Consider the following 13,114-nt stretch of genomic DNA (forward strand, 5'->3'; position numbering starts at 1 on the left):
ACGTCCGTCCGGCGCCCTTGAATGACGAAAGGCAGCGACCTGGTGGTCACTGCCTGGGCTCCGGGTGGATGCGTGCTTAGGTGTGCACTTTATCGGCTCCGCCCGGAGCCTTGATAAAGCGCCAATAGCTGGCACGCACACCGATATTCACTCGGCCAGACTACACCACGCGTAGGTGATTGTTCGTCGCGTCGTACTCGACGGCCGCCTTCGCTGCGCGACATCATCCTCGACCGCTACTTTCCGTCCTGTCATCCCAGAGGCGAGGTGCGCTGGCCGATCTTGTCCGTTGTCTCCAGGGGAACCCGTGTGCCGTTGAGGAACAGACTGAGCAGGCTGAACCAGGCGATCGTGGCGATGTATTTGCGTGTCGTCGTCACCCCGAACGTGTCCAGCAATGCTTGCAGGGTGCCGTCGGCGAGCGTGCCCTCCTTCAGGAGCTCATCGGTGGCTGCGATCAACACCTGATAGTCGGTGTCGAGATCCTCCACATTGCCGTCGCCGGCAACGGTCTCGATCTCGGCCGTCGTGAGGCCTGCGTTGCGGGCCATCTGTTCGTTCGCCTGCCACTCGTAGGGACTGTTGAGTACCGAGGCCGCGCGCAGGATGACGACCTCACGGTGCTTGGCGTCGATGTCGGGTTCACCGAATACGGCTTTCACCATGCCGGCGAGCGCCGGGAAGAAGTCCCCGGTGCCGCTCATCATCTTCATGACATTGAGTGCGGCGTCGCGGTCATACCCGTCGCCGACCGCGCGGGCGACCTCGGCGTCGTCGGGCAGCGGCACCACGACAGTGGCTTCGTACGATGTGGGCTTCCCCATGTGTTCATCCTCTCCGTCGTTCGGGTGTTCCGGACGGGACAACGAATAAGGCCCCGGGGAACATCCGTCCCTGGGGCCTTCTCGTCGTGTCGTGCGATTTCGGTGTAGTTGGTCGCGCTCAGCGCAACCAACTACACCGAAGTCACCAATTAGTGCGCGTGGCCGTGGTGACCATGGCCGTGGCCGTGGTCCTCCTGCTCGACCGGCTTCTCGACGATCGCTGTCTCGGTGGTGAGCACCATGCGGGCGACCGACGCGGCGTTGAGCACCGCTGACCGCGTCACCTTGACCGGGTCGACGACGCCGGCGGCGAGCAGGTCACCGTACTCCAGCGTGGCGGCGTTGAAGCCCTGGCCCGCGGGCAGTTCGCTGACCTTGTTCACCACCACCGCACCGTCCAGGCCGGCGTTGGTGGCGATCCAGAACAGCGGAGCCGACAGCGCCGAGGCGAACACCCCGACGCCGAGCGCCTCGTCACCCTTGAGGGACTCGCGCAGCTTCTCCAGGGCCGACCGGGCCTGCACCAGCGCGGCGCCGCCGCCGGTGACGATGCCCTCTTCGACGGCCGCCTTGGCTGCGGAAACCGCATCCTCGACGGCTTCCTTGCGCTTCTTCAGGTCGGTCTCGGTGGCCGCACCGACCTTGATGACCGCGACACCGCCGGCCAGCTTGGCCAGCCGCTCTTCGAGTTTCTCGCGATCCCACTCGGAATCGGTCGCCTCGATCTCGGCCCGCAGTTGCTTGGCGCGATCTGCGACGGCTTCCTGCCCACCGCCGCCGTCGACGATCACGGTGCTGTCCTTGCTGACCACCACGCGGCGCGCGGTGCCCAGCACCTCCAGGCCGACATCGCGGAGCACCAGGCCGACGTCGGGGTTGACCACCTGGCCACCGGTGACGACGGCGAGGTCGTCGAGGAACGCCTTGCGGCGGTCACCGAAGAACGGCGCCTTGACCGCGACGGCCTTGAGCGTCTTGCGGATCGCGTTGACGACCAGCGTCGACAGCGCCTCACCCTCGACGTCCTCGGCGATGATCAGCAGCGGCTTGCCGGACTCGGCGACCTTCTCCAGCAGCGGCAGCAGGTCGGGCAGCGAGCTGATCTTCTCGCGGTGCAGCAGGATCAGCGCGTCTTCGAGCACTGCTTCCTGAAGGTCGAAATCGGTGACGAAGTACGCCGAGATGAAGCCCTTGTCGAAGCCGACGCCCTCGGTGACCTCCAGTTCGGTGTTCATGGTCGAGGACTCCTCGACGGTCACGACGCCGTCGTGGCCGACTTTGGTCATCGCCTCACCGACCAGCTCGCCGATCTGCTCGTCACGCGAGCTGACCGTGGCGACCTGGGCGATGCCATTCTTGTCGTCGACCGGGGTGGCCGCGGCCAAGAGCGCCTCGGACACCGCGTCGGCGGCCTTGCTGATACCGGAGCCGAGCGCGATCGGGTTGGCACCGGCCGCCACGTTGCGCAGACCGGCCTTCACGATCGCCTGCGCCAGCACGGTGGCGGTGGTGGTGCCGTCACCGGCGACGTCGTTGGTCTTGGTCGCCACCGACTTGACCAGCTGGGCGCCCAGGTTCTCGAAAGGATCCTCGAGGTCGATCTCTCGCGCGATGGTGACACCGTCGTTGGTGACGGTCGGGCCGCCCCACGATTTGGCCAGCACCACGTTGCGACCGCGCGGCCCGAGGGTCACCTTCACCGCGTCGGCGAGCTTGTCTACGCCGATCTCCATTGCGCGGCGCGCAGTTTCGTTGAATTCGATCTGCTTGCTCATATGTGTCTTCCTGTTTTTGGCATGCAACGCATGCCGCCCCGGACATCACCCGTGACAACGGGGATCTCCGGGGCGGGCACGGGTGATTACTTGTTGACGACAGCCAGCACGTCGCGGGCGGAGAGGATCAGGTACTCCTCGCCGTTGTACTTGATCTCGGTGCCGCCGTACTTGCTGTAGATGACGGTGTCGCCCTCGGACACGTCCAGCGGAATCCGCTTCTCGCCCTCGTCGTCCCAACGGCCGGGGCCGACGGCGACAACGGTGCCCTCCTGGGGCTTCTCCTTGGCGGTATCCGGGATGACCAGACCGGAAGCGGTCGTGGTCTCGGCCTCGTTGGCCTGGACGAGGATCTTGTCCTCGAGTGGCTTGATGTTCACGCTCGCCACGATGGAGCCCTCCAACTTTGTTCGGTGTCGGTCCAGGTAATCCCGGACCGGAATGTTTTTCAGCGTTTACAGATGTCCGGCATGCGTCCGGTCCCGAGCGTCGTCGTCGCGGGTGCCGACACAGGGTTGGTCGCCTGCCACCTAGCACTCTATACATGCGAGTGCTAGCACTCAAGGGTGGGGAGGTGCCTATCCGCCGAAGTCCCGCGGGTCGAGGACGAGATGGGCCGAAATGTCCCCGATCTGCTCGACCTCGACCACGCGTGCGGTGAAGTACCAGCCAGCTCCGTCGCGGCCGAAGGTGTCCTCGTATCTCCCGACCACGATCGGCTGCAGCGGCACCGTCTCCGTGGCCTGCACCACGCAGAAGGTCGAGCGCGCGGCGGCGGTGTCACCGTCGATCTCCACGATCGGATTGAGCACCAGGTGGCGGGTGCGTGGGGTGTTGCCGTGCTCGGGATAACGCTTCGTGGTCGCCGCGAACAGGTTCGCGATCGGCCCGGCGCCCTCGACGCCGGCGAACGAACCCCGGGCGAGCAGTTCGCCGACCCCGTCGAAATCCCCCGCGTCGACCAACTCGGCGTAGCGGTAGAGCAATTCGTGTATCGCGAGCGTGTCGGCGAGTGTCACGCCACCTGGCTCCGCACCACGGGCAGCCCCGGATCGCTGGCCGCGTCGAGTGGTGACGGCGCTGCGCCCGCCGCGATCAGATGCGCGGCGAAGGATGCGATCATCGCACCGTTGTCGGTGCACAGTCGTGGCCGCGGAATCCGTAGTGTCAGGCCGGCTTCGGCGCACCGCTGGTCCGCGAGCTCCCGCAGCCGTGAGTTCGCGGCCACCCCGCCGGCGATCAGCAATGTCGAGACGTCGAGCGCCGTGGCCGCCCGCACCGCCTTTCGGGTGAGCACGTCGGCGACGGCCTCCTGGAAACCGGCGGCGACGTCGGCCTGCAACGCCTCGGGATGGCTCTCGACGTAGCGGGCGACTGCGGTCTTGAGTCCCGAGAAGCTGAACACGTACGGATCGTCGCGTGGGCCGGTCATCCCGCGCGGGAACACGATCGCATCGCGGTCGCCCTCCCGGGCGAGGTCGTCGAGCACCTTGCCGCCCGGGTAGCCGAGCCCCAGCAGGCGGGCCACCTTGTCGTAGGCCTCACCCGCCGCATCGTCGACCGTGCTGCCCAACTCGATGATCGGCTCCCCCAGCGACCGCACATGCAACAGGTGGGTGTGGCCGCCGGAGACCAGCAGACCCACGCTCTCGGGCAGCGGTCCGTGTTCGTAGACATCGGCGGCCAGATGCCCGCCCAGGTGGTTGACCCCGTAGAACGGAACCTGCCAGGCGGCCGAATATGCCTTGGCCGCAGCGACTCCCACCAGCAGGGCACCGGCCAGTCCGGGCCCGATCGTGGCGGCGACGACGTCGGGTTTGCGCACCCCGGCGGTGTCGAGGGCGCGGCGCATGGTGGGGCCGAGCGCCTCCAGGTGCGCCCGCGACGCGATCTCGGGCACGACGCCGCCGAACCGCGCGTGTTCGTCGACGCTGGATGCGACTTCGTCGGCCAACAGGGTCACCGCACCGTCTTCGGACAGTTCGGCGATACCGACACCGGTCTCGTCGCAGGAGCTCTCGATGGCCAGGATGATCACGGCGCTTCTCGCTTCGCAACGCTCGGGGGGTCTCGTCTCATCGTATAGGCGTCCGCGCCGCTGACCCGGTAGTAGCGTTTGCGCAGACCGACCCTGGTGAACCCGACGCTCTCGTACAGCGCGATGGCCGGCTCGTTGTCGGTGCGCACTTCGAGGAATATCGCCCCGCCATCGGCGACCTCGAGCAACTCCTCGAGCATCCGCCGGCCGATCCCGTGGCCTTGATAGGCCGAATCCACTCCGATGGTGTGGATCTCGTATTCGTAGGGCGGTGTGCGCCCCAGCTGCGCGATTCCTGCGTAGCCGACGACCGTCCCGTCGGCGCGGGCTGCGACGTAGTGGGTGTGCCCGCTCTCGAGTTCGGCGTAGAAGGCGCGCGCCGGCCACGGGTCGTCGCCGGGGAACAGCTGCGCCTCGAGTTCCGCGCAGCGCGCCGCGTCCGCTTTCGTCAACGCGCCGTAGGTGACGCTCATCGCTTGGTCTGCTCCGCGCGCGGCGTCGCGTCGGGGCGGCGCAGGTACAGCGGCACCAACGCAGCGGGTTCCGGTGTCCAGTCGACGACCGCGCGTACCAGGCCGGCGACCGTCGGATATTGCGGCCCGATGATGTCGAGGTCGAAAAGCGCTGCGTGATCGGGAGATCCAGCTGCGACCACCGCGCCGGAGGGCACGTCGGCGGGAGCGTTGACCGCGGGTCCGTCCTGTCGGACGCCGTCACGGTAGCGCGCCCAGTACACCTCGCGGCGACGGGCGTCGGTCACGACGAGCGCTTCACCGGACGTCTCGATGCCGATGGCGTCGAGACTGCACACGCCGTGCACCGGAATGCCGAGGGCGTGTCCGTACGCGGCGGCCGAGGCCATGCCGACGCGAAGGCCGGTGAACGGTCCGGGCCCGCACCCGACGACCACCGCAGCGAGGTCGTCGACGGTGACGCCGGCGTCGTGAACGGCGGCAAGCACATTGGGCGTCAGCCGTTCGGCGTGCGCCCGCGGGTCCACGGTCACGCGCTCGGCGAGCACGGTGACCCCGTCGTCCCCACGGCGCACCACCCCGGCGGTGACGGCGGGGGTGGCGGTGTCGATGGCCAGGACGAGATCGCTCACTGTCGGCTCCACTGCCAGATGGCGGTACGCGCCTCGGTGTCGACCGCACGTTCCAGCCGGATGTCGAGGTGGTTGTCGGAAAGCCGCTCGGCGACCCCCTCACCCCATTCGACGACGACCACTGCATCGTCGAGGTCGGTGTCGAGATCGAGCGAGTCGAGTTCGGCGAGCAGGTCGGCGCCGGGGTGGTCGAGCAGCCGGTACATGTCGACGTGCACCATCGCCGGCCGGCCCGGCCGGCGCGCGCGATGCACCCGCGCCAACACGAACGTGGGCGAGGTGACCGGACCGTCGACGTCCATCGCTTCGGCGATTCCCTTGGCCAGCACGGTCTTTCCCGCTCCTAGCGGTCCGGAGAGCACGACGACGTCACCGGCGCGCAGCTGGCCGCCCAGCCGAGCGCCCAGCGCCATGGTGTCCTGCGCGGTGGCCAGTTCGGCCGTGCCGCTCTGCCGGTCAACCACGGGACCGCGTCCGGTCACGCAGCCGCCGTGTCAACGCGACGAGTTTGGACGGGGTGGCCCGCTCGACCAGGCGCACCAGCGCATCGTCGATCTCCTCCGGCTGCTCGAGCTGCACGAGATGGCCGGCGCCGGGGACGATGACGAGTTCGCTCTTGGGTAGCGCGGCGGCCATCTCCTGCGAGGACTCCTTCGGGGTGAGCAGATCACGGTCGCCGCAAGCGATCAGCGTAGGGATCTTGACCAGCGTGGGCAGCGCCGCTGTCTCGTCGTGCACCTCGAGCGCATGCAGGAATTCGACCACGGTGACGATCGGCGTGTCGTGCATCATCCTCTCGGAGAACGCTACAACGCTCGGGCTGACCTTCTCGTCACCGTAGGACGCGGCGCGCAGGATCGGGCCGATCACCGCGCGGGCCAGTCCGCGGGTGCGGTGCACGGTCCTAGGGGCATAGCGGGCCGCAAAGCGCACCGCTTCCAACGCCGGGTTTTTCAGGATCTCCCCGAGGGGCGATCGGTACACGCCCTCGGCGGCGGAGGAGATGATCGCGGCTCCGACGACGCGGGTGGGATAGCGGTCCGGGAACTGCCGCGCGTGCGACAGCACCGTCATCCCGCCCATCGAATGGCCCACCAGCACCACCGGTCCGCGCGGGGCGACCACCGCCAGCACCGCCTCGAGGTCTTGGCCGAGCTGGGTGACGGTGTAGGTGTCCGGTGAGGCCGCGCCGGACTGGCCGTGGCCACGCTGGTCGTAGAAGACCATCCGGACCTGCTCGCCCCACTGCTCGGACAGGCGGGCACGCTGGAAGTGGAAGGCGCCCATGCGCAAACAGAAACCGTGGGCGAAGACGACGGTCAGCGGCGCGTTGGCGGGGCCGACCTCGCGGACGGCCAGCGGCACCCCGTCGGTGGTGGTGACCACGGAGCTGCGGTCGGCGTCGAGCAGCTCGAAATCCTCGGTCTCGTAAAGATCCTCGTCGGTTACTCGGCGAGTCAGGGAACGGGCGACCGTCACTCCCGCCAGGGAGCCGACCGCCACCAGCCCCGCCGCGCCGGCCAACCAGCCGGCATGGCCAAGGCGTCCGATAATGTTGTCGCTCAACGGCTTTCCTGCCGGTACGTGCGGACCACCCGACCGCGCGGACTGGTGACGATCTCGTAGTTGATCGTGCCTAGCGTCTCGGCCCAGTCCTGGGCGGTCGGCTCGCCGTGGGTGCCCGGGCCGAAGAGGACGGCTTCGTCGCCGTCGGTGACGTCGACGGGCCCCGGTCCGAGGTCGACGACGAACTGGTCCATGCAGATCCGCCCGACGCCCGGACGCAACCGGCCGTTGATCAACACCTGCAGGCGGCCACTGAGGGTGCGGTACACGCCGTCGGCGTATCCGATCGGGAGCAGTGCCACCGTAGTGTCCCGCTCGGCGATCCAGGTGTGACCGTAGGACACCCCATCACCCGATCGCAGTGAACGAACCTGCGCCACTGGGCATTTCAGCGTCATCGCCGGCCGCAGGCCCATATCGCCGAACCTCGGGATCGGGGTCTGCCCGTAGACGGCGATGCCGGGGCGGACCATGTCGAAGGCGAGGTCGGGGCGGGTCATCGCCGCGGGCGAATTGCACAGGTGCGCCATGTCGAACCGCACGCCGGCATCGGCGGCCTGGCGCCGCATGTCGGTCAGCCGCTGCGCCTGCCGGTCATTGGTCGGATGATCGGGTTCGTCACCGCATGCCAGGTGGCTCATGATGCCCTTGACCCGCACCGCGTCCTCGGCTTGGGCACGGCCCAGCCGTTCGAGCAGCGCTGGGTACTCGGCGGGGCTGGCACCGTTGCGGCTCAGCCCGGTGTCGACCTTCACGGTCAGGGTGGCGGTGCGTCCGGTCCGGCGCACAGCGTCGAGCACCTCACCCAGCTGACGCACGGACGACACGGCGAGCTGCACGTCGGCCATCAGGGCAGGGGCGAAATCGGTACCGGGTGCGTGCAGCCAGGCCAGCACAGGGGCGGTGATCCCATCGCGCCGCAGCGCAAGCGCCTCGCTGACCGTGGCCACACCCAGCTCTGCCACACCCGCGGCCAGCACCGTCCTCGCCACCTCGGTGGCACCGTGCCCGTATCCGTCCGCCTTGAGCACCGGCATCACCTGTGCGGCGCCGGCGCGTTCGCGCAGGACGCCGACGTTGTGCGCGATCGCGTCGAGGTCGATGACCGCCTGCGCGGTGGGGGTCGTGGTCGTCTCAGTTGTCTGCATGGTCATGTCACCACCTCCAATTGTCCCAGAACCCCGTCACCGGGTTCGACAGCTACCAAATTGGGTGCCCTTCGCCGGGGGTATTTGTCCACAGCGACGAGTTGATCCACAGGACAGCTCAAAGCTGCGGATGCGGCGTTCGGACGTCGTACACGCCTGCCATGATCGAAAGCATGTTCGATGGCTCGTTGCCCGAGATCGCCGACTTCTCCGCGTTGAGTGACGCGGAGCTGATCCTGGCGACCGGGAGCTGGGCGCGCGTGGAATCCGCCGCCGCCGCCCGCAGACTCGCCGCCATGGCCGAAATGTTCCGCCGCCGCACCGGCCTGGACGCCGCCGTCGACCGGCACAACTGGTTCGTCGACCCCGAAGCCTCCGCGATCAGCGAAGTCGCCGCAGCCCAGAACATCACCGAATCACTGGCCATGTTCCAAACCCACCGCGCCGTCATGCTCAACGACCGCCTCCCCAAAGTCGCCGCCCTGTTCGCCCAAGGGCTGATCAACGACCTGCTCGTCCGCGCGGTCGTGACCCGCACGGCCCTGATCACCGACCCCGACCTCAGAGCCGCCGTCGACACCGACCTGGCCGCCCACATCCTGCACTGGGGTCCCAAATCGGCGAACAAAACCCGCGAAGCCATCGACGCCATCGTCGAAACCCACGACCCGGGGGCGTTGCGCCGCACCCGCAACGCCGAGCAGGATCGCGACGTCGAATTCGGCTTCATGGGTGATGAAGCCGGCTACATGACCCTCTGGGCGCGCATGTACGCCCCCGACGGCGCCGCCTTCGAACAACGCGTCACCGACATGGCCCACTCGGTGTGCCCCGATGACCCCCGCCCGATGAAGGAACGCCGCAACGACGCCCTGGCCGCTATCGCCATCGGCACCAGCCTGCGCTGCGAATGCGCCAACCCCGACTGCCCCGCCGCCGACCAGGAGCGACCCACCAAAGACGTCATCATCCACGTCATCACCACTAACGACACCCTCACTGACGCGCAGAACGGCGAGGCGGAGGCCGAAGTCCCAGTGGGACCGGCCGTTGATCCTGCCGAGGACGAGCCCGATAGCACCCCGCCGGACGCCGACCCAGGCAATACGACCGACGCTGAGTGCAGGCCGGTGGAGACCGAACCGCTCGCCGATGCCCCGGTGCAGGACGACTCCGCCGACGCGGCCGGCGAGGCTTCTCCGGCGACCTCCCACGCACCGGCATTCGTGTTCGGCGCCAGCGTCCTCAGCCCGCTGGTGCTGCCCGCCTTCCTCAACCGCGCGAAGATCCGCCAACTCACCCACCCCGGCGACGCTCCGCCCGAACCCCGCCACCGTCCCTCGACAGCGCTGGACGACTTCGTGCGCTGCCGTGACCTGACCTGCCGCTTCCCCGGGTGCGACGTATCGGCCTACCGCTGCGACGTCGACCACACCGTGCCCTACCCAGCCGGCCCGACATGCGCATCGAACCTCAAATGCCTCTGCCGAAAACATCACTTGCTCAAGACTTTTTGGGCCGGCATCGGCGGCTGGCATGACGAGCAATTGCCCGACGGCACCGTCATCTGGACCTCCCCGAGCGGCCAGACCTACACCACCCAACCCGGCAGCGCCCTGCTCTTCCCCACCCTGTGCATCCCCACCGCACCAGCCCCGGCAACGACCGCCACAAAGCGCACCGCCAACAGCGGCCTCAAGATGCCCAGACGCAGCCGCAGCCGCGCGAAAGACCGCGCCTACCGCATCGAAATCGAACGCCGCCTCAACGACGACCTCGTCGCCGAACGCAACGAGCCTCCTCCGTTCTAGTGGGCGAAGGGCTGCACCTCGTTGAAGTGGCCGCCGGGCTTGAGTTCGTCGAGGTGTTTGAGCACGGTGACCATGTCATCGCGCAGCGAGCGCGCCAGGTCGGCAGAGAAGCCCTCGCGCACCACGACGCGAAGCACGGTGACGTCTTCGGCGCCCTCGGGCATCGTGTAGGCCGGCACCTGCCAGCCGTAGGAGCGCAGCGTCTGCGACACATCGAATTCGGTGTAACCCGGATCGCCCTTGAGCCGGAAGCTGACCACCGGAATCGCCCACCCATCGCTGATCAACTCGAAGTGTTCGCCGCCACGCAACTCATCACCCAGCCACCGGGCGGTCTGCGACAGCGACTGCATGACCTGCGCGTAGCCGCCGCGACCCAGCCGCAGGAAGTTGTAGTACTGGCCGACCACCTGATTGCCCGGCCGGGAGAAGTTCAGCGTGAACGTAGGCATGTCACCGCCGAGGTAGTTGACCCGGAACACCAACTCCTCGGGCAGTTGCTCGGCGTTACGCCACACCACGAAACCGATTCCCGGGTAGGTCAACCCGTACTTGTGGCCACTGACGTTGATCGACGCCACGCGCGGCAACCGGAAGTCCCACACCAGATCCGGGTGGATGAACGGCACCACGAAACCACCGCTGGCCGCGTCGACGTGCACGGGCACATCCACTCCGCCGTCGGCGGCCAGTTTGTCGAGCGCGGCGCAGATCTCCGCGATCGGCTCCAGTTCACCGGTGTAGGTGGTGCCCAGGATCGCCACCACCCCGATCGTGTCCTCGTCGACCTGGTCGAGCACCTGCTCCGGAGTGATGACATAGCGCCCCTCCTCCATGGGCAGGTAGCGCGGCTCGACGTCGAAGTACCGGCAGAACTTCTCCCACACCACCTGCACGTTGGAGCCCATCACCAAGTTCGGCGTGCGGCCCTTCCACGCATCGCCGCCCAGGCGTTGGCGCCACCGCCACTTCAGCGCCAGCCCGGCCAGCATGACGGCCTCACTCGATCCGATCGTCGACACACCGATCGCGCTGTGAGGGTCGTCGTCGCGCAGATCCTCGGCGTGGAAGAGATCGGCCACCATGCACACACAGCGCTGCTCGATGGCCGCCGTCGCCGGATACTCGTCCTTGTCGATCATGTTCTTGTCGAACGTCTCGGCCATCAGCTTCTCGGCCTCGGGGTCCATCCACGTGGTGACGAACGTCGCGAGGTTGAGCCGCGAACTGCCGTCGAGCATCAACTCGTCATGAATGAACCGATAGGCCGCCTGGGGATCCATCGCCTCATCGGGCAGTCGCAGCGACGGCACCGGCGCCATCGCCATCCGGCCGGTGTAGGCGGGCGAGATCTGTGAGACGTGACTGTGTGTACGCGACATGATTGCGGCCTTTCGCGGAGTCAGATACTGCCGAGTGCGGTACGGATGTGAGCGAGGATGCGCGACGCCGACGTCGGCGCCGATCGCGGTCCGGGGTCGGCCGCGGACGCGTTCGCCGCATGGGCGTGTACGAACGCCGCCATCGCCGCCGCCTCACCGGCGGGCAGGCCCGCGGCCAGCAGGGCGCCGATCATCCCGGACAGCACGTCACCCGAACCGGCCGTGGCCGCCCACGCCCCACCCGCCGGGTTCAGAAACGCCCGGCCGTCCGGTTCGGCGACGACGGTGACATTGCCCTTCAACAGCACGGTCGCGCCGAACTGCTCCGCCAGCCTGCGGGCCGAACGGACCCGGTCTTCTCCCGGCGACGATCCGGCCAATCGGGCGAACTCCCCCGCGTGCGGGGTGAGCACAGTCGGCGCACTGCGATCGGCAACCAGGCCGGGGTGGGCGGCCAGCAACGTGAGCCCGTCGGCGTCGACGATCACCGGCAGGTCGGTGTCCAGGGCGAAACACAGCGCCGCCGCGCCCGCCTCGTCCGTGCCGAGCCCGGGGCCCACGACCCAGGACTGCACCCGTCCCGCCGCCGCGGCTGTGGGGGCGGCGACGACCTCGGGCCAGTGCGAAACCACCTCCGCCGCAGCGCTTCCGACATACCGGACCATACCGCTGGTGGCGGCGACGGCCGCTCCGGTGCACAGGATCGCCGCCCCGGGATAGGTGGATGAACCGGCCATCACGCCGGTCACACCCTGGGTGTACTTGTCGTCCTTCGGCCCGGGCCGCGGCCACCGGGCCCGCACGTCGCCCGCCTCGATCCCGAGCAGGCCGGACGGCGGCAGGTCGAGACCGATGTCGACGAGTTCGACGCGGCCGCACTCCCCCAGCGCATGCGCGGGTTTGAGCCCGCCGAACGTCACGGTCAGCGCGGCGTGCACATGAGGCCCCTCCGCGGCGCCGGTCTGCACGTCGATGCCGCTGGGGATGTCGACGGCCACCACCGGAATCCCGGCCTCGTCGACGGCGGTGAACACCTCAGCCGCGGCCGGCCGAAGCGGGCCGGAACCGGAGATACCGACCACACCGTCGATCACGAGATCAGCTGTCGCAGAAACACTTTTGACTACCCGCCCGCCCGAAGCGCGGAACGCGCTGAGCGCCTTCGGGTGCGCGCGGTCCGGGTTGAGCAACACCGCGGTGGCCGCCGCCCCACGCCTGCGCAGGAAGGTCGCGGCCCACAGCGCGTCCCCTCCGTTGTCCCCCGAGCCCACCACCGCGCAGACCTGCCTGCCGGCCACACCACCCGTGCGAGACACGAGTTCGCGCGCGATCACGGTGGCCAGACCGAAGGCGGCGCGGCGCATGAGGGCACCATCGGGCAGGGTCTGCAGCAACGGTGCTTCCGCGTCGCGGATCGCCTCCGCGCTGTAGTAGTGCCGCATCCGCCACAGCCTACGTCGGCAGG

At 68.4% G+C, this 13,114-nt stretch carries 13 protein-coding genes; 1 reads left to right on the forward strand and 12 read right to left on the reverse strand.

Annotated elements, in window-relative coordinates; translation table 11 throughout:
- Positions 1 to 251 precede the first annotated feature (251 nt).
- The 10 genes from I7X18_RS22045 to alr all read right to left on the reverse strand — a co-directional run bounded on the left by I7X18_RS22045 (position 252) and on the right by alr (position 8,456).
- Complete coding sequence (locus I7X18_RS22045; RefSeq protein ID WP_193046116.1) at positions 252 to 824, reverse strand: carboxymuconolactone decarboxylase family protein; 573 nt, start codon at positions 822 to 824, stop codon at positions 252 to 254.
- A 149-nt stretch (positions 825 to 973) separates the two neighbouring features.
- Complete coding sequence (gene groL, locus I7X18_RS22050) at positions 974 to 2,599, reverse strand: chaperonin GroEL (RefSeq protein WP_193046117.1); 1,626 nt, start codon at positions 2,597 to 2,599, stop codon at positions 974 to 976.
- Positions 2,600 to 2,685: 86 nt separating this feature from the next.
- Positions 2,686 to 2,988 (reverse strand): co-chaperone GroES, encoded by a 303-nt coding sequence (groES, locus tag I7X18_RS22055; protein ID WP_041310041.1) that lies wholly within the window; start codon positions 2,986 to 2,988, stop codon positions 2,686 to 2,688.
- Between the two features lie 189 nt (positions 2,989 to 3,177).
- The gene (locus tag I7X18_RS22060) at positions 3,178 to 3,618 is read right to left on the reverse strand and encodes a nuclear transport factor 2 family protein (protein WP_193046118.1); all 441 of its coding nucleotides are present in this window, start codon (positions 3,616 to 3,618) and stop codon (positions 3,178 to 3,180) included.
- Positions 3,615 to 4,637, reverse strand: coding sequence for a tRNA (adenosine(37)-N6)-threonylcarbamoyltransferase complex transferase subunit TsaD (tsaD, locus tag I7X18_RS22065; protein WP_193046119.1), 1,023 nt, complete (start codon positions 4,635 to 4,637; stop codon positions 3,615 to 3,617). The genes I7X18_RS22060 and tsaD overlap by 4 nt, the downstream gene beginning before the upstream one ends.
- Positions 4,634 to 5,110 (reverse strand): ribosomal protein S18-alanine N-acetyltransferase, encoded by a 477-nt coding sequence (rimI, locus tag I7X18_RS22070; protein WP_193046120.1) that lies wholly within the window; start codon positions 5,108 to 5,110, stop codon positions 4,634 to 4,636. Before rimI ends, tsaD begins: the two co-directional genes overlap by 4 nt.
- Complete coding sequence (tsaB, locus tag I7X18_RS22075) at positions 5,107 to 5,742, reverse strand: tRNA (adenosine(37)-N6)-threonylcarbamoyltransferase complex dimerization subunit type 1 TsaB (protein ID WP_193046121.1); 636 nt, start codon at positions 5,740 to 5,742, stop codon at positions 5,107 to 5,109. The genes rimI and tsaB overlap by 4 nt, the downstream gene beginning before the upstream one ends.
- The gene (tsaE, locus tag I7X18_RS22080; protein WP_408632906.1) at positions 5,739 to 6,155 is read right to left on the reverse strand and encodes a tRNA (adenosine(37)-N6)-threonylcarbamoyltransferase complex ATPase subunit type 1 TsaE; all 417 of its coding nucleotides are present in this window, start codon (positions 6,153 to 6,155) and stop codon (positions 5,739 to 5,741) included. The genes tsaB and tsaE overlap by 4 nt, the downstream gene beginning before the upstream one ends.
- A 43-nt stretch (positions 6,156 to 6,198) precedes the next feature.
- The gene (locus tag I7X18_RS22085) at positions 6,199 to 7,308 is read right to left on the reverse strand and encodes an alpha/beta fold hydrolase (RefSeq protein ID WP_226863521.1); all 1,110 of its coding nucleotides are present in this window, start codon (positions 7,306 to 7,308) and stop codon (positions 6,199 to 6,201) included.
- Entirely contained in the window at positions 7,305 to 8,456 is a 1,152-nt protein-coding gene (gene alr, locus I7X18_RS22090; RefSeq protein ID WP_193046449.1) for an alanine racemase, read from the reverse strand. Before alr ends, I7X18_RS22085 begins: the two co-directional genes overlap by 4 nt.
- 161 nt (positions 8,457 to 8,617) lie before the next feature.
- Between alr and I7X18_RS22095 the strand changes: the two genes are divergently transcribed.
- On the forward strand, positions 8,618 to 10,267 hold the full coding sequence (locus tag I7X18_RS22095) for an HNH endonuclease signature motif containing protein (protein ID WP_226863523.1): 1,650 nt from the start codon (positions 8,618 to 8,620) through the stop codon (positions 10,265 to 10,267).
- Here I7X18_RS22095 and I7X18_RS22100 read toward each other — a convergent pair.
- Together I7X18_RS22100 and I7X18_RS22105 are read right to left on the reverse strand one after the other, a co-directional pair.
- Positions 10,264 to 11,649, reverse strand: a complete 1,386-nt coding sequence (locus I7X18_RS22100) for a glutamate decarboxylase (RefSeq protein ID WP_193046123.1) — start codon at positions 11,647 to 11,649, stop codon at positions 10,264 to 10,266. The genes I7X18_RS22095 and I7X18_RS22100 overlap by 4 nt on opposite strands.
- A gap of 20 nt (positions 11,650 to 11,669) precedes the next feature.
- Positions 11,670 to 13,091: an NAD(P)H-hydrate dehydratase gene (locus I7X18_RS22105; protein ID WP_193046124.1), complete on the reverse strand. Its 1,422-nt coding sequence runs from the start codon at positions 13,089 to 13,091 to the stop codon at positions 11,670 to 11,672.
- Positions 13,092 to 13,114 lie beyond the last annotated feature (23 nt).

This window comes from Mycolicibacterium baixiangningiae (genome assembly GCF_016313185.1).
In the GTDB taxonomy this organism is placed as follows: domain Bacteria; phylum Actinomycetota; class Actinomycetes; order Mycobacteriales; family Mycobacteriaceae; genus Mycobacterium; species Mycobacterium baixiangningiae.